Here is a 21,368-nt window from a genome sequence, read left to right as displayed (position 1 = left end):
TGCAGTCATACTGCTGACACCGGACGCCGCGGTAACGACGCCCCGAATCCCGGCCACACAGCCACCGGTAAGTGGTTGCGGGTCCCGATCTCCGGAAAGGTCTTAATATTGTCAGAAATGCGGGCGATTTCAAAGCCCTAATGGCCACAGTACCTTGCCTGGCCGACGGGTTCATTGGCATGCTTGGGCAGCTAATACTTTTTTCGGAGGGGATCCCGGATCATGTTTCCGGGCCGGATCACTATGAAACCATTACTCATTGCTGCCGCCTTGCTGATCACCAGCCCGTATCTTCCGGCCGCCACCTACTACAAGTGGGTGGACGACCAGGGTGTCACCCACTATGACGTGCAACCCCCGGAGGACCAGGAAACCCAATCAGTGCGCACCCGCCGCTCAGCCAGCTCCGACCAGGCCGACGCCCTGGAAAGGCTGGAACAGGACCGCGCCCGGCGCGCCCGTCCCGGCGCGGAGGAGGCCACCACCGAAGCTGACGGCGCCGTAAGCGAGGAAACCCGGGCCGCCTGCGACCAGCACCGGCGGAATCTGGCGGCCTTGACGGAAAAGCCGCTGGTGCGCCGCGAGAACCCGGAGACTGGCGAAATGGAGGTTCTGGACCAGGAAAAACGGGCCAAAATCCTGGAACAGACCCGTGCAGCGGTGTCATTCTGCGATAGCCGGGGAGCGTGACGCTATTTGTTACCACCGGGGTGGTCCCCTCACCGGCTTTCAGGCTTAAAATGCCCTGAACCCCTGATATTGAACACTCTGTATTGAAGAATGATGCCGGCGCCCCGGATGTTATCATCGCTATCACGCCGCCGGCCCGGTGGTTATCCAAGGACAGCCCGACATGACGGATTATTTGAGAGAACGCTTCGAAGACGTGGATCTGACTCCCGGTCAGGGCAAGATCAGCGCCACCATCGCCGTCGGCCTCGGTCTGCTTTCCCTGCTCGGCGGATTCTGTTTTCTGTTTCCGAATCTGCTCACCACCCCGGAATTTCGTGCTTTCTATAGCGCCGACGTGCTGCGCATGGTGCTGTTCGCCGGTATCGCCATTGCTTTCTGTGCCGGCTTTATCAGTGTCTGGCGCCACCAGGATCCACGCTATGGCCTGGCCGGCATGATCATGGCCTGCATGGCCGCCCTGCTCGGCTCCGGCAGAATTGACATGCCGCCAGTGGACGGCCGCAGCCTCTACGCCGGGCTGGACTATTTCATCCTCACCCTGCTGGTACTGGCCCTGGTGTTCGTTCCCATGGAACGAATCTATCCGAAGGATCCGGAACAAAGAGTGCTGCGCCGGGGCTGGATCACGGACATGAAGTACTTCCTGTTCAGCCACGTCGGGCTGCAACTGATCAGTTTTTTCACCGTGATTCCGATCCAGGTGTTCCTGCATGACAAAGTCGACATCGGCTTCCAGCAGGCCATCGCCAGCCAGCCGCTGTGGCTACAGTTCATCGAGATTCTGATCGTGGTGGATCTGGGCAGCTATTGGATTCACCGGGCGTTCCATGAAGTGCCCTGGTTGTGGAGGTTTCATGCCGTGCACCATTCCACCCAACAAATGGACTGGCTTGCCTCATCACGGCTGCATGTGGTGGAAATCGTCGCCAACCGCTTCGTCGGTTATTTGCCGATCTTCATCCTCGGCTTCTCGCCATCGGCGGTGTATGCCTATCTGGTGTTCATTTCCTTCCACGCGATTTTCATCCACGCCAATGTGCGTTTCCGTTTCCCACTGCTGCGCTGGGTCATCGCCACCCCGGAATTCCACCACTGGCACCACTCCTCCGAGGACGAGGCAGTGGACAAGAACTACGCCGCTTTCCTGCCGCTCTACGACAAACTGTTTGGCACGCTGCACATGCCCGACAAACTGGCGGCACGGTACGGTACCCGCGCCAGCACCCAGGTACCGGAAGGCGTGGTGCAACAGTTCACCTTCCCGTTCCGGCGTTCCTCCTGAACGCAGAACGCCGGCCCGAAGGCCGGCGTTGTTATACCGCCGAAATGGCGCGGACAATCACCCCTTGGTGAAGGTGAACTTGCCGTCCGCCACATCCACGTTGATGGCATCGCCCTGAACAAACTCGCCTTTGAGCAGCGCCTGCGCCAGCGGGTTCTCCAACTGGCTCTGGATTGCCCGCTTCAGCGGCCGCGCTCCGTATACCGGATCGAAGCCCGCTTCCACCAGTTTGTCCAGCGCCGCGTCGGACAGCGTCAGGGACATTTCCCGATCCACCAGCCGCTTGCGCAGATAGTCGAGCTGAATGCCCGCGATGCCTTTCAACTGAGCCTGCCCCAGCGGATGGAACACCACCGTTTCGTCCACCCGGTTGATGAACTCCGGGCGGAAATGCTGGCCGACCACTTCCATTACCGCGGCTTTCATTGCCTCATAATCGCCTTCACCGGCCATGCGTTGGATCAGGTCCGACCCCAGATTCGAGGTCATCACCACCACCGTGTTACGGAAGTCCACGGTGCGGCCCTGGCCATCGGTAAGGCGGCCATCTTCCAGTACCTGCAACAGTACGTTGAAGACATCCGGGTGCGCCTTTTCCACTTCGTCCAGCAACAGCACGGAATACGGCTTACGACGCACCGCTTCGGTGAGATAACCCCCTTCCTCATAACCGACATACCCTGGAGGCGCGCCGATCAACCGGGCCACGGAATGCTTCTCCATGAACTCGGACATGTCGATGCGCACCATGGCTTCCTCGGTATCGAACAGGAAACCGGCCAGCGCCTTACACAGCTCCGTCTTACCCACACCGGTGGGACCAAGGAACAGGAAGCTGCCATTCGGACGGTTCGGGTCCGACAACCCGGCGCGGGAACGCCGCACCGCGTTGGAGACCGCTTCCACCGCCTCTTCCTGGCCAACCACGCGATGATGCAACGCCTCTTCCATGCGCAACAGTTTCTCGCGCTCGCCCTCCAGCATCTTGGACACCGGAATCCCGGTCCATTTGGAAACCACTTCCGCCACTTCCTCATCGGTGACCTTGTTGCGTAGCAACTGGGTTTCCACCTGAGCAGCTTCCTCGCGCTCCTGGGCCTGCTGAACCTTCTTCTCCAGCTCCGGGATCACCCCGTACTGCAGCTCGGACATGCGATTCAGGTCGCCGGCGCGGCGTGCCTGTTCCATATCCACACGGGCCTGTTCCAGTTCCGCCTTGTACTGTTGAGCCCCCTGCAACGCGGCTTTCTCCGCGTTCCAGATCTCTTCCAGATCGGCGTATTCCTTCTCCAGGGCCGCGATATCCGCTTCCAGTTTTTCCAGCCGTTTCCTGCTTGCCTCGTCCTCTTCCTTGCGCAGCGCCTCCCGCTCCATCTTCAGTTGGATCAGGCGCCGGTCGAGGCGGTCCATTTCCTCCGGCATGGAATCGATTTCCATACGGATACGACTGGCCGCTTCATCGATCAGATCGATGGCCTTGTCCGGCAACTGGCGGTCGGTGATGTAACGATGGCTCAGTTTGGCGGCGGCGATGATGGCGCCGTCAGTGATGTCGACACCATGGTGAACCTCATAGCGTTCCTTCAGGCCACGCAGGATGGCGATGGTGTCTTCCACCGAGGGCTCATCCACCAGCACTTTCTGGAAGCGACGTTCCAGAGCCGCATCCTTTTCGATGTACTGACGATACTCGTTCAGCGTGGTGGCACCGACGCAATGCAGCTCACCGCGCGCCAACGCCGGTTTGAGCATATTGCCCGCGTCCATGGCTCCATCGGCCTTGCCGGCGCCGACCATGGTGTGCAGCTCATCGATGAACAGAATCACCCGCCCTTCCTGTTTGGACAGCTCGTTGAGCACGGCTTTCAAGCGCTCCTCGAACTCACCGCGGTATTTGGCGCCAGCGATCAGCGCTGCCATATCCAGGGACAGAACCCGCTTTTCCTTGAGCCCTTCCGGCACTTCGCCATTGACGATACGTTGCGCCAGCCCCTCGACGATGGCGGTTTTACCAACACCCGGCTCACCAATCAGCACCGGGTTGTTCTTGGTCCGGCGCTGCAGCACTTGGATGGTGCGGCGAATCTCATCATCCCGGCCGATCACCGGATCCAGCTTGCCGCTTTCGGCGCGGGCGGTAAGGTCCGTGGTGTACTTCTTGAGGGACTCCATACGGTCCTCGGCGTTGGGGTCGTCCACCGATTCACCGCCACGGACTTGCTGGATTTTCTCCGCCAGCACCGCCTTGCGCACACCGGCGTTTTTCATCAGTTTGCCGACATCACCGTTGTCGTCACAGGCCGCCAACAGCACCGCTTCGGTGGAAATATACTGATCTCCGCGTTGTTGAGCTTCCCGGTCCGCCAGGTTCAACAGGCGGCCCAGATTCTGGGAGAGCTGAACGTCTCCGGTGAACTGGCCAACGGTGGGCAGCTTGTCCATCGCCATCTTCAGGGCGGTGATCACATCGGCCGGATTGGCGCCGGCCTTTTCCAGCAACGGCGTGGCGACGCCGCCGCGTTGTTGCAGCAGAGCCAGCATCAGATGCACCGGCTCAATGGCGTTGTGGCTCTGCCCCACCGCCAGCGATTGGGCTTCGCCCAAGGCTTCCTGCAGACGAGCGGTCAGTTTGTCCATTCGCATGAATGACTTCTCCTGGTTGCGCGTAAGAACCAGCCCTCCACCCTTTTGGTTTCAACGGCACTGGCTATTACCGACTGTTCAAAATCTGACCTATAAATGCGGGCGACGCCCTGGAATTCAAGCAGCCCATCCCGGAAAAACCGCCAATATTGATCCAGATTAAGAAAAAGGGAGATGGTGGGCCTGGCCCCGATCAGGGCTCAAGCCAAATCAGAGAAGCGAAGCGGCCGGTCTGGCCTTCCTTGCGGTAGGAATAGAAGTGGGTGAGATCGCCGGCGGTGCAATGCTCCCCTCCGGACACATCTTCCACACCGGCCTGATGCAACACCAGGGTGGCGGCGTGGGTCAGCGAGAAACGCCAATGCCCGGGAGTGGCGTCACGCGTGAAAGCGGGCTCGAACAGTTCCGAGGATTCCATGAAGGCACGGCGCACCTCTTCCCCCACCTGATAGACGCGACCGGAAATTGCCGGCCCCATCCAGGCGGACAGTGCCTCCCCTTCCGGTGCCAGGATCGACACCGCCCTTTGCACAATCCCCGCATGCAGCCCGCGCCAGCCAGCGTGCACCGAGGCCACCGCGCTGCCGTCCTGGCGCGCCAGTAATACCGGCAGACAATCCGCGGTGAGCACCACACAAGGCCAGCCGCTCTCGTTGGTCCAGACCCCGTCGGCGCGGTTGTCCCGTTCGCCGGCGCGAATGACCCGGTCACTGTGGATCTGTTGCAGCCAGGCCGGAGGATGATCCACTTGCAGCAGCCGGTGCACATGGCGGCGGGCGGTTTCCACCCGGGAGGGTTCGTCACCGCAGTTGGCGCCGAGATTGAAGCCGGCCCACGGAGGGGGCGAATGACGCCCCAAACGGGTGGTGACCACCGACCGCACCCGCGGGTGCGGGTGCCATTCCGGCCAGAGCCACTGACTGACATCCGGCAGCGTCATTGCGCCTCCCGGTCCTCCTCGAGGACCCGAATCAGAGTCTGCAGGTCTTCCGGCAGCGGCGTTTCGAATTCCAGATACTCGCCGCTAACCGGGTGCACCAGGCCGAGGCGGCGGGCATGCAGGGCCTGCCGGGGGAACCGTCGCAACGCCTCGCGTAAGGCCTCGGTGGCGCCAGCGGGAAACTTCAGGCGACCACCGTACAACGGATCTCCCACCAACGGATAGTGGCGGTGGGCCATGTGAACGCGAATCTGATGAGTCCGTCCGGTTTCCAGGCGGACCTGGATCCGTGTGTGAGCCCGGTAGCGGTCCATCACACGGAAGTGCGTCACCGCCGGCTTGCCCCCCTGAGCCACCACCGCCTGGCGTTTACGGTCCACCGGATGACGGCCTATGGGCGCATCCACGGTGCCGCCGCCGGTCATCACCCCGACAGCGATGGCTTCGTACTCGCGATGCAGACTCTTGTCCTGCAGTTGCGCCACCAGCCCGCTATGCGCCTCCAGGGAGCGGGCCACCACCATCAGACCGGTGGTATCCCGATCCAGGCGGTGAACGATGCCGGCCCGGGGCAGACTTGAGAGGCGTTCATCCAAATGGAGCAATCCGTTGAGCAAGGTTCCATCAGCATGACCCGCCGCCGGATGCACCACCAGTCCCGCCGGCTTGTTGATGACGATCAGATCCTCATCCTCATACACCACCGGCAAGCTGATCGCCTCGGGCTGATCCTCCAGCTCCGGCGCCAGCTCCGCCTCCAGGGTCAGGCTCTCGCCGCCCACCAGCTTGTCCTTGGGGCGCGCCTTGCGGCCATTGACGGTCAGAGCGCCTTGCTTGATCCAGGTTTGCAGCCGCGAGCGGGAGAATCCCTCGAACAGTTCCGCCGCCACCTGATCCAAGCGGGCGCCGGCGTGATCCACGCTCACCTGCTCGGTGCGTTGAATTTTCTCCCCGCCGAGATGTCCCATATCGCAACCTGTGATTAAATAGCGCTCCATTGTAGCGCGTCGAACCGAGGAAAAAATGCCACGTCTGTTTTGGCCCCTGATTATCGCCGTGATGGTGAGCGCCTGTTCCAGCAAGCCCGTCGAGAGCCCGGAGCGCACCGAGGTCGAGCAATATAAGCAGGCGCGGGAGTCGCTGGAAGCGAAAAATTACCTGACCGCCATCGACAGCCTGAAGGAACTGGAGGCCCGCTTCCCTTACGGCACCTATGCCGAACAGGCGCAGTTGGACCTGATCTACGCCCAGTTCATGTCCCAGGATTACCCGGCCGCGGTGGTCGCCGCCCAGCGCTTCATCCGCTCCTACCCGGCTCACCCGAGCCTGGACTACGCTCTCTACATGCACGGGCTGTCCAACTATTACCTGGAGCGCGGCCTGTTCGATAACATCATGAGCACCGACAAGTCATCCCGTGACCTGAGCGCGGCCCGTAATGCCTTCGAGGACTTCGAGCGTCTGGTGAACCGCTTCCCGGACAGCGACTACGCCCCCGACGCGCGTTCACGCATGGTGTTCATCCGCAACCAGTTCGCCGCCCAGGAACTGCATGCCGCCCGCTATTATGCCCGGCGCGGCGCCTATATCGCCGCCATCAACCGGGCTCAATACGTGGTACGCCACTATCAGGGCACGCCTTCGGTACCGGAAGCGCTGGCGATCATGGCCAAGGGCTACGAGCGCATCAATCAGCCGGAACTGGCCGACAAGAGCCGCCGGGTACTGGCGCAGAACTGGCCGGATTCCGACTATATGGACGACGACCGGGTCACCCTGTCCTGGTGGCCGGACAAGGACAACGGCATCCTCAGCCTGCTGACCTTCGATTTGCTGTAAGCGGACGACGAGGCCGCTGCAGGAGAACCCCGCGGCGGCTTTGATACCCTTCTCAGTCCCCCGGCCGCCAGCCATTGGTAATCGGGTAGCGCCGGTCCTTGCCAAAAGCCCTGCGGCTGACTCTCGGCCCCACCGCCGATTGGCGGCGCTTGTATTCATTGCGGTCGGTCAGGCGCACCACCCGATACACCACGTCCCGGTCGAAACCGGCACGGATCACCGCTTCAGCGCTCATATCCTGTTCCACATAGCGCTCCAGAATGGCGTCCAGCTCGTCGTAGTCGGGCAGCGAGTCTGAATCCACCTGATCCGGAGCCAATTCCGCGGACGGCGGCCGGTCGATCACCCGCTGCGGAATGATCTCGGTGCCGGCCTTCTGGTTACGCCAGCGGGCGACGCGGAACACCCAGGTCTTGAAGACGTCCTTGAGCACCGAGAAGCCACCGGCCATATCGCCATAGAGAGTGGCGTAGCCCACCGCCATTTCGCTCTTGTTACCGGTGGTGAGCACGACGGAGCCGCCCTTGTTGGAGAGCGCCATCAACAGCACGCCGCGACAGCGGGCCTGGAGATTTTCCTCGGTGGTGTCGGTATCAAGCCCGGCAAACGGTTCCGCCAGGATTTCCATGAAACCATTGAAGGCCGGCTCGATCGGCAGTACCCGGTATTTCACCCGCAACGCCCGGGCCTGCTTCTCGGCGTCCTCAATGCTCATGGCGGAGGTATAGCGGAACGGCATCATCACCGCTTCCACCCGCTCCGGACCCAGGGCATCCACCGCCACCGCCAGTGTCAGAGCGGAGTCGATGCCGCCGGACAGCCCCAGCAGGGCTCCTTTGAAACCGTTCTTGTTGACGTAATCGCGCACCGCCAGTACCAGCGCCCGATACATGCTCTCCTCACCCGCCGGCACCGGCAGTACTTCGCCTCTGATCGCCAGCACGGCGCCTTCACCGCTCAGATCCACCGGCACCAGGCCTTCCTCGAAACTGGCGCCCTGCAGGCACAGATGGCCGGCTCCGTCCACGGCAAAGGACGCGCCATCGAAGACCAGTTCATCCTGCCCGCCCACCATGTTGCAATAGAGCACCGGCAGTCCGGTTTCCCGGGCACGGGCAGCCACCTGCTCGAAGCGTTCCTCCGGTTTGCTGGCACGGAACGGCGAGGCATTCAGATTGATAATGGCATCGGCGCCAGCTTCCGCGGCAGCGGCGGCCGGCCCGGCGTACCAGATGTCCTCGCAAATGGTGATACCCAGTTGCAGCCCCTGGAACTCGAACACCACGGCGCTGTTACCGGGCTGAAAGTAACGCTTCTCGTCAAACACCCGGTAATTGGGCAAACATTGCTTGAAGTACTCGTGGCGCGGCCCCTCGTCACCAGGATAAAGCACACCGGCGGCGTTGCGGCGCACACCGTTGCGTACCGCCGGGTAGCCGACGATCACGGGCACCTCCACGGCGACACCGATAGTGGCCAGAGCGTCGTCGATACGCCGGTTGAGGCTGGGCCTCAGTAACAGATCCTCCGGTGGGTAACCGGTCAGCATCAGTTCCGGAAAGACCACCAGTTCCGCCCCCAACAGGGTACGGGCCTCACGGGCGGCATCGATCACCGCCCGCGCATTGCCTTCGATATCGCCCACCAGCGGATTGCGCTGGGCCATCACTATTCGCATAGGAAGCATGCCTTCATCATGTCCGGGCCCTGGCGGCCACCCTGCCCGCCGCCTTGGGCCGATCTCTTTCCTCTCGGCTGCGCTGATTGTACTCTGTAGCCGGCCGGGTTACATAAGAGCCTGCTCAAGGCCTGTTTAAAGTTTCCACGCCACCGCACCGGAGTTCTTTTCCTTACTGTATCCGGCCCTCTCCGGGTATCCAGGGTAGCGGCTTTCAGCACCTGGTCACGTGTTCGGCGACACTCAAGGGTATGGAAACGCGAAACAAGTTCCAACGCACGTCCGAAAGCACGGGAATTCGGGCCAGAGTCAGGCAAAGGTTTACCGGAACAACAAGCCGGTGAGTGATTTACGGGGAGACAGGAATGGGGCTGATCAAGCTGGTGATACTGGCCGCGCTGATTTACGTGATCTGGCGGGTGGTCAAAGGGGTCTCCGCCAATCATGCCGCCCGGGGACGCGATCCGCGCCGCTCCTCCCGCACCATCGACAGTGAGCGCATGGTCAAATGCCATCTGTGCGGGGTGCATGTACCGGAAACCGAAGCCTTCCGCCATCAATCGCTGGATTTCTGCTCCCGCGAACACCGCCGCGAATACCTGGAACACCAGGAAAGCGACGACTGACCTGGAAACGGCGCACATCATGACCACGCCTCACGATCAGGCCGGCCTTCCCTGGCCACCGCCCGGACAGCGCTGGACTCCGGTACGCATTTACAATGTCTACCGCATTGCCATCGCCTCGGTGTTGTTGATTCTCCATTACACCCACCAGCAGCCTTCCCTCGGACAGCACCTCCCTCTGCTGTTCGAATTCACCATGATGGCCTATCTGGCCCTGATTCTGATCTCCACGGTACTTGAATACAGCGAGCACCTGCCGCGCCCCCATTGGGCGCAGCCCTTCGCCTTGATCGTCGACGTGATCGCCCTGGGGCTGGTGGTGCACGCCAACGGCGGCCTCGAAGGAGGACTGGCGGTACTGCTACTGATCACCGTGGCGGCGGGCAATATTCTGCTGCGCGGCCGCATGGGTTTTCTGATCGCCGCCCTGGCCACCCTGACAGTCATGTACGAGCAATTCTATTTCGCCACTCAATCCGGTGAGCGGGATCCGTTTTCGCTGACCGAGTCCGGCCTGCTCGGCATCGCCTTTTTCATGGTCTCGGTGATCATTCAGCAGATCGCCACGCGGCTGGAGCGCAGTGAGAGCATCGCCGCCGACCAGCAGGTGGCATTGGATCGGCTGGAAGCCCTGAATGAGCAAATCGTCCGGCGCATGCGCACCGGGATTCTGGTATTCGACCGCCACGGGCGCATTCTGCAGTCCAACCCTTCGGCGGATAATGCGTTCGCCATGGCCATGAGCGGCCAGCCGCTGCCGGAGCCGTTGCAGCAACGCCACCAGGCCTGGCGCCAGGCGCCCCACATTCTGCCGCCACCATTGCGCGCCTCGAAGCAGTCGCCGGAGCTGTCCGCGCGCTTCGCCCCCCTGGATACCAGCCACGAGCAGTTAACCCTGGTGTTTCTCGAGGACACCGCGCGCATCGCTCAGGAGGCGCAACAGCTGAACCTGGCTTCCCTGGGGCGTCTGTCCGCCACCCTGGCCCACGAGATCCGCAATCCGTTGAGCGCGATCAATCACGCCACCGAGTTACTGCGCGAGGATGCCGGCGATGACAGCGACCGCCGCCTGCTCGATATGGTGCGTACCCACGTACAACGGGTGGACGGCATCATCTCCGATGTGTTGGACTTGTCACGGCGACCACGGGGCCAGGCACAGAGACTGGTCCTCAAGGACGTTCTCGCGGAGATTGCCGCGACTTGCCATGAAAACCGCAAGACGCGCCTGCAAATGGACTTGGCCACCGATACCGAGCTGCGTTTTGATCGCGGCCAGCTGATTCAGATTCTCGATAATCTGATCGGCAATGCTTTTCGACATGGGGGGGAACAGGTCCGGGTACGCGTGACCCACGGAGTGCACTCAAAAACCCGATTACCCTGGATCGCGGTCAGCGATGACGGCCCAGGCATCGGCGAGGAACAGGCACGGCATTTGTTCGAGCCGTTCTTCACCACGCACGCCAAAGGAAACGGTCTCGGTCTGTTCGTGTGCCAGCAACTGTGCCAGGCCAATCAAGCCAGTCTCAGCCATGAACCGGCTGATCGGGGCGCTTGTTTCATGATTACCTGCGCACATCCGGATAGACAGTTCCAATAACGATGAATGACATAATTCCGCGTGTTTTGGTTGTGGACGACGAGGCGGACCTGAGAGAACTTCTGGTCATCACCCTGGGGCGGATGAAACTGGAAGCAACGGCCGCGGACTCCCTGGCCGCCGCCCAGCGGCTGCTGGATCGCGACGCCTATCATCTGTGCCTGACCGATATGAACCTCGGCGACGGCTCCGGTTTGCAGCTGATCCGCTACGCGGCGGAGAAGGCGCCGGACATGCCCATCGCGGTACTCACCGCATTCGGCAATATGGAGACCGCCACCGAAGCGATGAAACTGGGGGCCTACGACTTCATCGCCAAACCCGTCTCGCTGGACCGGCTGCGGCAGTTGATTCAGGACGGCCTCGGCATCAGCCGCCATGGCGCCGCCAACAGTGGCGAAGACGATGGTCTGATTGGCCAGTCGCCGGCCATGCAGCATTTGCGACGGCAAATCCGCAAGCTGGCACGCAGCCAGGCGCCGATCTACATCAGCGGCGAATCCGGTAGCGGCAAGGAAAAAGTGGCGCGTCTGATTCACACACTGGGGCCTCGCGGCGATCACCCTTTCGTTGCGGTGAACTGCGGCGCCATCCCCTCCGAACTGATGGAAAGTGAATTTTTCGGTCACCGCAAAGGCAGTTTCACCGGTGCCGTGGAAGACCGCAAAGGCCTGTTCCGGGAAGCGGACGGAGGCACTCTGTTTCTTGATGAAGTAGCGGATCTGCCGCTGCACATGCAGGTCAAGCTGCTGCGTGCGATTCAGGAAAAGACCGTTCGGCCGGTGGGCGAGTCACGGGAGTTCAACGTCAACCTGCGCATTCTCTGCGCCACCCACAAGGATCTCAGCGAGGAGATGCAGGCAGGCCGCTTCCGTCAGGACCTTTACTACCGGCTGAATGTCATCGAGGCGCACGTACCGCCGCTGCGCGAGCGCCTGGACGACGTTCCGGCGCTGGTTGAGCACATCCTCTCCCGGCTCGGCATCGCCTGGGACACCACACCGCCCACACTCAATGACGGCACTCTGGCGGCACTGCGCGAGTATCCGTTTCCCGGCAACGTGCGAGAGCTGGAAAATGTACTGGAGCGGGCCATGACCCTGTGTGATGGCAACGTTATCGAACCGGCGCATCTGCGGCTGCCCAGCCAGGCAAGCAGCGAAGCGCCCAGCCAGGGCGGCAGCCGTGATCCGGCGTTGCCACTGGAAGATTATCTACAGGACATCGAGCGGCAGGAAATTCTCAAAGCGCTGGATGCCACCCACTGGAATCGCACCGCCGCCGCCAAGAAGCTGGGTATGACGTTTCGCTCGCTGCGTTACCGCTTGAAGAAACTGGCGCTGGATCAGGAAGAGGAGGAAGGCAGCGCGTAAAGCGCCGGATCCAGATGGGGGCGCTCGCCACTCATCAGTGCCGCCAACAGCGCGGCGCTAGCCGGCGCCGACACCAGACCATTGCGATAGTGTCCCAGCGCGGCGTAGACCCCCGGCACACCGGGCACTTCCCCCAGATACGGCCAGTCCCGGGCACAGCCGGGGCGCACGCCCGCCCAATGACTTACCGGCCGTTCACCGGCCAGAGCCGGCAACAGCGAGGCCGCCATTTTCTCCAGCGCCCAGCGCCCCGGCACCGTGGGATACTGGCTGTCATCACCGTCCTTCAGTGTTGAGCCCGCCAGCACGGCGCCGTCGGCACGGGGAATCAGATACCCCTGCTCGGTCAGCAACACGGTCGGTACCCGCCCCGGCGCCAACTGATAGAGCAGCATCTCTCCCTTGGAAGGAAACAGCGGCAAGTCCAATCCGAGCGGACTCAGCAATCGCGGACTCCACATGCCGGCACTGATCAGCACCCGACTGGCCTGACATTCCCGACCATCAGCCAACGCCACTGACGCCCCGCCTCCGGCACGTGGCAGCACCGATACCGCCGGCGTTGCTTCGAAGCCCGCACCACGGGCCAACAACCAGGCACGTAACGCCTTGAGAATACGGGGGTTACGTAAATTACCCAGGGATGGAAACCACACCCCATTCCGATCGGTGGCTTCCGGCATCCGCTGGGACAAGCGCTCCGCCGAGCAGGGAAGCCGCCAGCGGCGCGCCCAGGCCATAGCGTCGGCACGCTCCTGCTCCGTTTCCACCGCCACCCACAGGCCGCTTTCGTTGAGGTCCTCGTCCACCAGCCCGGCCCGTCCGCGCAGCCGCGTGATCAGGTTGCGATAGCGCTCCGGCGCGTCCACCGTCAGCAGATTCATGGCGTCGGGATAGCGCCAGGCGTACAACGGCGACAGGATCCCGCCGCCAGCCCAGGAGGCCGGCGGAAAGCGGGCCGGCGCATCGATGACGGTGACCCGGCAACCCCGGTCGGTGAATTCCAAAGCACTTAACAATCCGACGATACCGCCGCCGACGACGAGCAAATCAGCCATAGCAATCAGGGAATATGGACTACAGAAAGAAGAGCAACAGTAGCACAAAGGCCACCTTGCCGGGACGGTAAACTGGTCTCTTGTTGCCACACATCAAAGGCCAGGACGGCCACGGGAGGGACAAGGACGTGCGCGGATTCACACTGGTGGAGCTACTGATCACACTGACGCTGCTGGCGCTTCTGTTGAGCGCCGGCGTTCACTGGCAAAAAGACTGGCTGCCCCGGCATCGGGTGGTATCGGCCAGCAACCAGGTTCTGGGTCTGATCCACTATGCCCGGGCCGAAGCGCTGACGCGGGGGCCGATCTATTTATGCGACGGCAGCAGTCACTGTGACCGCTTCCAGACAACCTCTTCACTACTTTTGGCGCGGGACCGGAATGGCATTGCCGCCATCACCGATGATGACGTGTTCCATCGCCTTGATCTGCCCGAGGGCACCACCCTTACCTGGCGCCGCTTCCGCGGCACCGCATTGCGTTATGAACGGCGCGGCAACCTGTATTACCAGAACGGCAGCTTCCTGATCTGCAACCAGGGGCAGGGGCGACGTATCGTCATGTCGGTGATGGGCACTGCTCGCATCGAACCGATCAGCAGCGGCGACTGCCTCTAGAATGCGGACCGCGATCCCGCCGTTTTCTCCTCACCGGTCCCAACTGGAAGTGGCGCTGGGAGTGCAATCCCCGCCTTTCACCCAGCAGGTCTGCCCTTCACTGTTGAGTTTGAGATTGCCATCCCCCGCCATACCCGCCCCAGAGCGGGGCGTGGCGGTGACCAGATAGCTCTGATGATCATTACTGGTGGCCACCTGGACGTTGTAATAGGCATCTCCAACCAGGCCGCCGGCTGTTGCGCCCTCATAAGAAAAATGGCGGGCCCGATAAGTTTCCAGCGATGCCGCCAGGTCCATCAGCTTGCCCTGGTATTCCGCCCGGCGTGTACTACGCACCTGCTCGGTGTAGCTCGGGTAGGCGATGGCGGCGAGGATCGCCACCACCACCACCACGATCATCAGTTCGATCAGCGTGAAGCCGGCCATGGGATTCCGAGTCATTCGGTTCATGGTGTCGTCCCCCCTTGCTCAGGCGGGAAATAGGCGTTGGCGTCGTTCTTTTCCATTGGATACCAGCGGCGCTTGCGGAACAGGTTGTAGTTCATGCCGTCATCGCCAATAAACTCCAACCCCACGTTAAAGGACACGCCACTGCCATCTTCATCATCATCGCCGCCGCCGTCACCATCACCGCCGCCCCCGTCGGTAATCACCGGCACCACGCCCGGCGGGATCGCGGAGGTAATCAGCTTGGTCCCGTCCCAGGAGGCGTCTCCATCGTTGGTGAAGGATTCCGGCTCCCCGGTGATCATGTTCGCCCGATAGGCATAAGCCTCACCGTAACGCACCACACAGGGATCATCGTCCTGGTCGGCATTGGTGGGAACGTAAGTGGTGAACATCACCGAGTTTTGGTAAATGCTCGGAGAGGACATTACCTTTTCACCGGAACGCTGGAACGTCACATACCAACCCTTCGAGGACGCGGATGGGTCGCTGCTACGAGCGTTACGTAACTCGCTCATGGTAATCACGTCGGGCTGGTTGGTATTCTGGAACGTGCTATCAGCAAATATGAAGAAACCCTCGTCGGTGTCCTCATCCAGAGGATGTGCCCGATAGCCGGACCCCACCGCCACGTACAGTGTCTCCTGTAAGCCGTCGCGCACATAACCAATGGCCGGAGCTTCGTAGAACCGACGGTGCTCACTGTCACCGAAATTGGCCAACCGCACCACGCCCTTCACCAGGGAAGCGGCGCCATCGTTGTTATTGTCAAAATTGACACGGAACACCTGCCCGCCAAGGTCGGCGAAGTAGAGGTGATCCGCCAGACCATCCAACCGGCCATTCTTCAGGTCCACCACGGCGATGCCTCCCGGCACCGACCATTTCATACTGTCCACCGTTGTGTGGGCGACGCCGGCATTGGTGTCGGCACCGGCGGACCAGATCAGGTCACCAGTTTCCGCGTCGACCATATAGATAGCGTTGCCGACACTGTCCTTCGCCGCCCGCTGACCAGCGGTATCATGGTGTTCGGCATCGTAGCCACCGCCGAACACCAGCACCGTTTTCACCTCACCGTCGATACGTACCCGGGTGATGGTCGGCGTCGACCAAGTCTGCCCCAGCCGATCGAACCCGCTGCTGGCATTGGCTCCGCTCTCGTCCTTGCCCTGGATCCGCCACATCAACTCCGGGCTGTCCATGGACGACACATCCAGACCGTAATAGGCGTTTCCGCCCCGGCGCATGCCTCCGAAGATCCACACCTTGTCGGCATCGCCATTTTCCTTGGCGGTGCGATAAGCCACCCAGGAACCATCCATGCCGTAAGGGTCACGAATATTGTCTTCCCGCAAATCAGGAGAGCGGACAAAGTCGTATGCCTTCTTGAGCATGCGGTCCGGCATGAAAGTGAATTTCTCACGGCCATCATCAGTATCGATGGCGTGCAGCATGCCACCGTTGGTGGATACGAAAAGATAGTTTTTCTGTCCATCCACGTCATTAGCATCGGCCCCTATTTCATAGTTCACCAGCAACGGCACACTATGCATGGGATCCGCCCAGAGCCGCCTCAACGCATCGTAGACTTTCAGCTTGGTGTCGAATTCCGCTGCCGGGTCGTTGTCCGGAATCCCCAGCTGGGAGGGCTGCAGCATGTTTTCCACACGATTCTCGGTGAGCCATTCGCCGCCACCATTGTCACTGTTATTGCCCACGTAGATCTTGCGGTCCTGATATTGATCGTTTCTGCCGCGAGCACCGCCTTTGGTGACATCCGGGCCGTCCGCTTCCGTGGGGGTCCAATAACTCCAGGCCGAATCGCGGAAATAGCCGGTGCTGGCGTCCACCGCGGAAGCGCCATTCTTGTCCACGACTTCGCTGCCGTCCTTGCGGTAACGTTTCAGATTGCCGGGCCAGATCGAACTTTTAGAGGGCTTGAAAACGGCATAGTAAAGTTGGTTCAAATGTTCCAATCGATTGTTCTGGTTTACCGCCACCCCCGGCGAAGTGATGGTCTGGGAGTCTTCCGCGATGAGATTGAGAATGTCATTGAACTCGGCGGCCAGTTCTTCTGCGTCATTGGCAAGACGTACCCTTTCCGTGCCACCGGCAACAGCCACCGAAGTCATGTTCCTTACCTGGGATGAGGTCTCACTGACACCAAAGGCCACCTGCCAGGTCTTTACTGCACGCTCCTGCGTATTTCCGCTTTCGCTAGCCAGCCACCCGGCCAGCTGTTCCTGACAACTGTACGAACCGTTGCAATACCCTCCCGCGATATTCCTCACCGAATCGTAGTCGCTGTCCTGAGTCGGATCGCCGTCGGTCATGACAATGATGTGGTTGCTTTCGCATTGGTTATTTATGTTCATCGGTGACTGATAGCTATCATCGCTAACCCAGTCCCAGTCGCGGCAACTGCCGTTGGAGAAGTAGCGCACGCACTGGTAATGCATATTCACCGCCACCTGGGGCTTGTCCTGGGAAGCCTCTCCATACACGGCATAAGTAGTCGGGCTCAGTCCCATCATGTAGCGGGCCATCTCCGAATACGCCTCCATGGTCGGGGTATTCGATGTGCCGGAGAGGCCATTGACCAGGGACTTGACCTCGCCGCGAGCGGTGCTGTCCATATCGCTGACCGGATAGAACACATAGCCGCCATAACCATTGCGGTCATAACCGCCATTGAACTTGCCAACGCCCACGCGAACCCCTTCACCCAGCCCATCGATAACCTGGGTGAAGGCGGTTTTCAATTGCGACATTTTGGTCGGACTGCCCTGCTCCATACTTCCCGAGGTATCGATCAGGAACAGTACGTTGGCGATCTGTTCGTTCTCATCGTTGCCGACACCGGCGCGGGAGAAATAGATTTCCGTGTCGTCCGCGTAAAGCGGCGTCGGCGCCAACAACAGCGCAACCAGTAACAGGCCTGACTTGAAAATATTCTCGAGCATGACTCCCCCCCCGCTCGTGCTTAGTTGTCCGTGTCCACGTTAAAGTCGGACGACGACACCATCCCGCGTTTCAACGCTTCCAGCATGTGATGGTTGTTCACTGAAAAGTCATCGATCTCCGCTTCACCGAGAATCTCAAAGGTGAAATCGACCACCAGCGTATTGTTGCCAGACATACTCAACTGCCCTCCGGAAACCGCCCTCATTCCCTCCTGCCGAATCCGGGATCCCGCGCGCACCAGTCCTCTTGAGTCCATACGGTCCGTACTGGTGCAAGCCCGTGTTGCCGCGGTCACCGCCCCACCCACCAAACAGCGCTGTCCCACCGAGCCGGTCAAGAACGGCTGTAATTGCGCGCTACTCATGCCATACAAACTGGTAAAGGCTTCGTTCACCGCCGATTCCGCCCCTTCAAACGCCATTGCATCCACTTGGGTGCCGGTGGCTATTTTGCTGCTGAACATACTGGTTTTCATGGCGGTAATGCCCAGGATCGAGACGATCACCAGAATCATCAGGGCTACCAGAAGAGCGGCCCCACGCTGCGAACGATAGTGTGTTATCGGCATCATCAGATCACATCCCAGGGGTAGTTCCGGATAGCGACGGTGGAAAAGAACTGGCGACGCAGCGTTCTGCCCGCACTGACGTCCACTTCCTGATCCAGTATGTAAAAGGTCTGATCCTGATCCTCGCCGCCAAGCACCGGCAGATCGGCTTCCATCAGCAAACCGATCTTCACCGCCACGATTCGGCTTTGATCCACGTCGGCGCCAGCCAGCACCTCGTCGGCCCGCAAATACTGAGAAGCGAAGGGAATACCGTCGGTGATTTGATCCACGCCGTAGAGCACTTGAAAGCTTTTTATTCCGCGCAACAACACCACGCCGGCGGAGCTGCCACTCTGGTTACCACGACAGTAGAGTTCGTCGCCGTTGTCACCCCCCACCCAGTAGGTGTTGACGATCTCCTTTACGCCACTCCCACCATTCCCCTGACAGTCCTGTTCGCCATGGTAGGCAAGAGTGAGGCGATCGCTGTCGCTACCACCATCGTCGCCGGGAGGAATGGCGGAACCGCCGGTCACCGCACTACTGGCATCCAGAATGATGCCCGGAATAAAGGTGGCGGCGACGTCGTCACTCATATTGCCCGCCAGACGCACGTCCTGATTGATAAAGCGCATGGCCAGGTCACCCTGTTCCTGTATCCGGGCCATGTTCTGTTGCAGCGAGAACGTCCGTTGGTTGGTGGAAAACAGGGAAATCGCGGCACCGGTAATGATCAGCCCCAGCACCATGGCCACCATGAGTTCCACCAGGCTGAAGCCGGTCTGCTGATGTGTGCCAAACCGCCTCATCGTGTCACCTCCATCACCACGCACTTGGCGCTGTCATCGGTATTGATGTTGCCGCCATCGACACAGCCCCCCAGCGCCTGATCTCCCCAGGCCACCACCACGCAACTGGTCAGCGTGGATCCGCTGTCACAAGGCTGCACACGGATTTTGCCGGCAGGCAGCAGGTTGCCGGCCTGCCAGCGCAAGGTATTGCGGTCCCAGACCGACATCTGATCGCTGTCGCAGCTGCTTGCCATGCAGTCAGGGTTGGAAGGTGGTGCCTCACCCAAAGCGCCGGCACCGGTATTCCAGCTGTTTTCCTGAAGGTAGGTGGAGCGGGCTTGCGGATTGGTGATGATGCGTTCCAGCGTATCCCGGGCCAACGCCGTGGCCTGGGAGCGAATATTGGCGTCCTCGGTGCTTTTCAAGGCATTGAGCTGCAATCCGGCATAGCCGAGCACGCCGATGGCCAGCACCAGCAGCGCCACCAGAATCTCCACCATGCCGACACCACTTTGTCGTTTTCGGGAAATGTGCATGACGCCCCCTAACCGCAGGTCAGCGGTTTGTTTTGAAGATCGCCGAAGCGGCCCAGGGAGATTTCACGGCCGGTCTCACCGGCACGATCGTCACACACTTCAAAGACGGCATCGTTGTCCACCCGGCCTGAGCGATCGAATACCAGTTCGGTCAAACCATTGGTTTCCGTGACGCTGACGCCTTCTCCGGCGGAAAAAGTCTGGTTCTCCTCCACGGCGCCGGCGCCGTAATCCAGTTCCCAGCCGTTACTCCAGCTCGCCGGAGACCCCAGCGGTTTAAGCCTCACGTCACGACGGGAACTCACCGCCTGGGAACGGGCGGTATTAAGTGCGGTGATCAGATCCGAAGTGGTGGAGCGCAGCGCATTGCTGGCGATGACGTTCTGAAATGACGGCACGGCGATAGCCAGCAGAATGCCCGCCACCACGATCCCCAACATCAATTCGATGATGGTGAAACCGCCGTTTTCCCCACGAGTGCCGATCACGTCTTCCCCCAAATAAGCGAACTCGGTGTCGACACTCTAGCGATTGTAAAACCGGCGACAAGCACGCTCGGACAAGCGGTCGCCTGCCTGTACCGAACGGCTCAGGGGCTTGAGAAAACCAGGATTCTATATGTGATGAAATTCACACAAAAAAAGCGCAACCATTTTTCAGGTGCACTTTCGACAAGCACCTTTTCAAGGCTGGATGGCCGGGGGTAAAAAAGGAATCAGGCGCGCAATGCCTTGGGCATGGAGAAGCTGATGTTCTCCTCGCGGCCAGGGATTTCCTCCGCGCTTTTACCACCCAATTCGCGCAACCGGCTGACCACCTGATGCACCAGTTCCTCAGGGGCGCTGGCGCCCGCGGTGACGCCAACGGCTTTCTTGCCCTGCAACCAGGCGGCGTCGATCATGGCCGGATCATCCAGCAGATACGCCTCGGTACCGCAGCGCTCCGCCAGTTCCTTCAGGCGATTGGAATTGGAGCTGTTCACCGAGCCCACCACCAGGACCAGATCACACTCCAGCGCCAGTTGACGCACCGCGTCCTGGCGATTGGTGGTGGCGTAGCAGATATCCTCGCGCTTGGGACCGAGGATATTGGGGAAACGTGTCCGCAAGGCATCGATGATACGGGCGGTGTCGTCCACGCTGAGCGTGGTCTGGGTGACGAACGCCAGATAGTCCGGGTCGGCGACGTCCAGCGTGGCCACGTCGTCTTCGCTTTCCACCAAGTACATACGCCCTCCCTTGGAGGTGTCGTACTGTCCCATGGTGCCTTCCACCTCGGGGTGGCCGGCGTGGCCGATCAGCACCGCCTCACGCCCTTCACGGGCATAACGGATCACTTCCATATGCACTTTGGTGACCAGCGGACAGGTGGCGTCGAACACCTTCAGAGCCCGCTGCTCGGCCTCTTCCTGCACCACCCGGGAGACACCGTGGGCACTGAAAATAACGATGGCATCGTCAGGCACCTCATGCAATTCCTCGACGAAAACCGCACCACGGTCGCGCAATCCATCCACCACGAAGCGGTTGTGCACCACCTCATGACGCACGTAAACCGGCGGCCCGAACACGTCCAGGGCACGGTTGACGATGGCGATGGCGCGATCGACGCCGGCACAGAAACCACGGGGATTAGCGAGACGGATATCCATAAAGGCCAGTTTATAGTGAACAGTGAACAGTGAACAGCGTGGGTGATGGACCGGCCCCAAAAAAGTAGACACCT

At 60.8% G+C, this 21,368-nt stretch carries 19 protein-coding genes; 7 read left to right on the top strand and 12 right to left on the bottom strand.

What is annotated here, in order from left to right; all coding sequences use genetic code 11:
• Positions 1-243 precede the first annotated feature (243 nt).
• Both MA04_RS20660 and MA04_RS20655 read left to right on the top strand, forming a co-directional pair.
• Positions 244-690 carry a DUF4124 domain-containing protein gene (locus tag MA04_RS20660; RefSeq protein ID WP_262462602.1) on the top strand — a complete coding sequence of 149 codons (447 nt, stop codon included), beginning with the start codon at positions 244-246 and terminating at the stop codon, positions 688-690.
• A 163-nt stretch (positions 691-853) separates the two neighbouring features.
• The gene (locus MA04_RS20655) at positions 854-1,975 is read left to right on the top strand and encodes a sterol desaturase family protein (RefSeq protein WP_262462600.1); all 1,122 of its coding nucleotides are present in this window, start codon (positions 854-856) and stop codon (positions 1,973-1,975) included.
• A gap of 57 nt (positions 1,976-2,032) precedes the next feature.
• Here MA04_RS20655 and clpB read toward each other — a convergent pair whose 3' ends face one another.
• The 3 genes from clpB to rluD all read right to left on the bottom strand — a co-directional run bounded on the left by clpB (position 2,033) and on the right by rluD (position 6,526).
• Positions 2,033-4,618, bottom strand: coding sequence for an ATP-dependent chaperone ClpB (clpB, locus tag MA04_RS20650; protein WP_163125716.1), 2,586 nt, complete (start codon positions 4,616-4,618; stop codon positions 2,033-2,035).
• 193 nt (positions 4,619-4,811) lie between these two features.
• Complete coding sequence (pgeF, locus tag MA04_RS20645; RefSeq protein ID WP_163125718.1) at positions 4,812-5,558, bottom strand: peptidoglycan editing factor PgeF; 747 nt, start codon at positions 5,556-5,558, stop codon at positions 4,812-4,814.
• Entirely contained in the window at positions 5,555-6,526 is a 972-nt protein-coding gene (rluD, locus tag MA04_RS20640) for a 23S rRNA pseudouridine(1911/1915/1917) synthase RluD (protein ID WP_022996656.1), read from the bottom strand. The genes pgeF and rluD overlap by 4 nt, the downstream gene beginning before the upstream one ends.
• 55 nt (positions 6,527-6,581) lie before the next feature.
• On the opposite strand from rluD, the gene MA04_RS20635 reads away from it, so the two are divergent.
• Complete coding sequence (locus tag MA04_RS20635) at positions 6,582-7,397, top strand: outer membrane protein assembly factor BamD (protein ID WP_022996657.1); 816 nt, start codon at positions 6,582-6,584, stop codon at positions 7,395-7,397.
• Positions 7,398-7,449: 52 nt separating this feature from the next.
• Here MA04_RS20635 and MA04_RS20630 read toward each other — a convergent pair whose 3' ends face one another.
• Positions 7,450-9,075, bottom strand: a complete 1,626-nt coding sequence (locus MA04_RS20630; RefSeq protein WP_163125720.1) for an NAD+ synthase — start codon at positions 9,073-9,075, stop codon at positions 7,450-7,452.
• Between the two features lie 365 nt (positions 9,076-9,440).
• Here MA04_RS20630 and MA04_RS20625 point away from each other — a divergent pair, with 365 nt between their 5' ends.
• Genes MA04_RS20625 through MA04_RS20615 form a run of 3 tightly spaced genes read left to right on the top strand, consistent with a single transcriptional unit; the run spans position 9,441 to position 12,677 of the window.
• Positions 9,441-9,701 carry a PP0621 family protein gene (locus tag MA04_RS20625; protein WP_022996659.1) on the top strand — a complete coding sequence of 87 codons (261 nt, stop codon included), beginning with the start codon at positions 9,441-9,443 and terminating at the stop codon, positions 9,699-9,701.
• 19 nt (positions 9,702-9,720) lie between these two features.
• Positions 9,721-11,304, top strand: a complete 1,584-nt coding sequence (locus MA04_RS20620) for an ATP-binding protein (RefSeq protein ID WP_262462596.1) — start codon at positions 9,721-9,723, stop codon at positions 11,302-11,304.
• A 2-nt stretch (positions 11,305-11,306) separates the two neighbouring features.
• Positions 11,307-12,677 (top strand): sigma-54-dependent transcriptional regulator, encoded by a 1,371-nt coding sequence (locus MA04_RS20615; RefSeq protein WP_262462595.1) that lies wholly within the window; start codon positions 11,307-11,309, stop codon positions 12,675-12,677.
• On the opposite strand, the gene MA04_RS20610 is transcribed toward MA04_RS20615, so the two are convergent.
• Complete coding sequence (locus MA04_RS20610; protein WP_262462593.1) at positions 12,650-13,735, bottom strand: NAD(P)/FAD-dependent oxidoreductase; 1,086 nt, start codon at positions 13,733-13,735, stop codon at positions 12,650-12,652. The two genes, MA04_RS20615 and MA04_RS20610, sit on opposite strands and share 28 nt — an antisense overlap.
• Positions 13,736-13,863: 128 nt before the next feature.
• Between MA04_RS20610 and MA04_RS20605 the strand changes: the two genes are divergently transcribed.
• Positions 13,864-14,352 carry a GspH/FimT family protein gene (locus MA04_RS20605; RefSeq protein ID WP_262462591.1) on the top strand — a complete coding sequence of 163 codons (489 nt, stop codon included), beginning with the start codon at positions 13,864-13,866 and terminating at the stop codon, positions 14,350-14,352.
• Positions 14,353-14,382: 30 nt separating this feature from the next.
• Here the strand turns inward: MA04_RS20605 and MA04_RS20600 are convergent, their stop codons facing one another.
• From MA04_RS20600 to ispH, 7 genes are all read right to left on the bottom strand, one after another.
• Positions 14,383-14,802, bottom strand: a complete 420-nt coding sequence (locus tag MA04_RS20600) for a type IV pilin protein (RefSeq protein ID WP_316252637.1) — start codon at positions 14,800-14,802, stop codon at positions 14,383-14,385.
• Positions 14,799-17,765, bottom strand: coding sequence for a PilC/PilY family type IV pilus protein (locus tag MA04_RS20590; protein ID WP_262462590.1), 2,967 nt, complete (start codon positions 17,763-17,765; stop codon positions 14,799-14,801). The genes MA04_RS20600 and MA04_RS20590 overlap by 4 nt, the downstream gene beginning before the upstream one ends.
• A gap of 20 nt (positions 17,766-17,785) precedes the next feature.
• Positions 17,786-18,334: a pilus assembly PilX family protein gene (locus tag MA04_RS20585; RefSeq protein ID WP_262462612.1), complete on the bottom strand. Its 549-nt coding sequence runs from the start codon at positions 18,332-18,334 to the stop codon at positions 17,786-17,788.
• A gap of 2 nt (positions 18,335-18,336) precedes the next feature.
• The gene (locus MA04_RS20580) at positions 18,337-19,125 is read right to left on the bottom strand and encodes a PilW family protein (protein WP_262462589.1); all 789 of its coding nucleotides are present in this window, start codon (positions 19,123-19,125) and stop codon (positions 18,337-18,339) included.
• Entirely contained in the window at positions 19,122-19,643 is a 522-nt protein-coding gene (gene pilV, locus MA04_RS20575; RefSeq protein ID WP_262462588.1) for a type IV pilus modification protein PilV, read from the bottom strand. Before pilV ends, MA04_RS20580 begins: the two co-directional genes overlap by 4 nt.
• 8 nt (positions 19,644-19,651) lie before the next feature.
• Positions 19,652-20,131, bottom strand: a complete 480-nt coding sequence (locus tag MA04_RS20570; RefSeq protein WP_262462587.1) for a GspH/FimT family pseudopilin — start codon at positions 20,129-20,131, stop codon at positions 19,652-19,654.
• Between the two features lie 227 nt (positions 20,132-20,358).
• Positions 20,359-21,294, bottom strand: coding sequence for a 4-hydroxy-3-methylbut-2-enyl diphosphate reductase (ispH, locus tag MA04_RS20565; RefSeq protein WP_262462611.1), 936 nt, complete (start codon positions 21,292-21,294; stop codon positions 20,359-20,361).
• Positions 21,295-21,368 lie beyond the last annotated feature (74 nt).

It is taken from the genome of Alloalcanivorax balearicus MACL04, from assembly GCF_025532145.1.
GTDB lineage: Bacteria > Pseudomonadota > Gammaproteobacteria > Pseudomonadales > Alcanivoracaceae > Alloalcanivorax > Alloalcanivorax balearicus.
The sequence above is the reverse complement of the archived record's forward strand: the minus strand, read 5'-3'. Positions and strand labels throughout refer to the sequence as shown.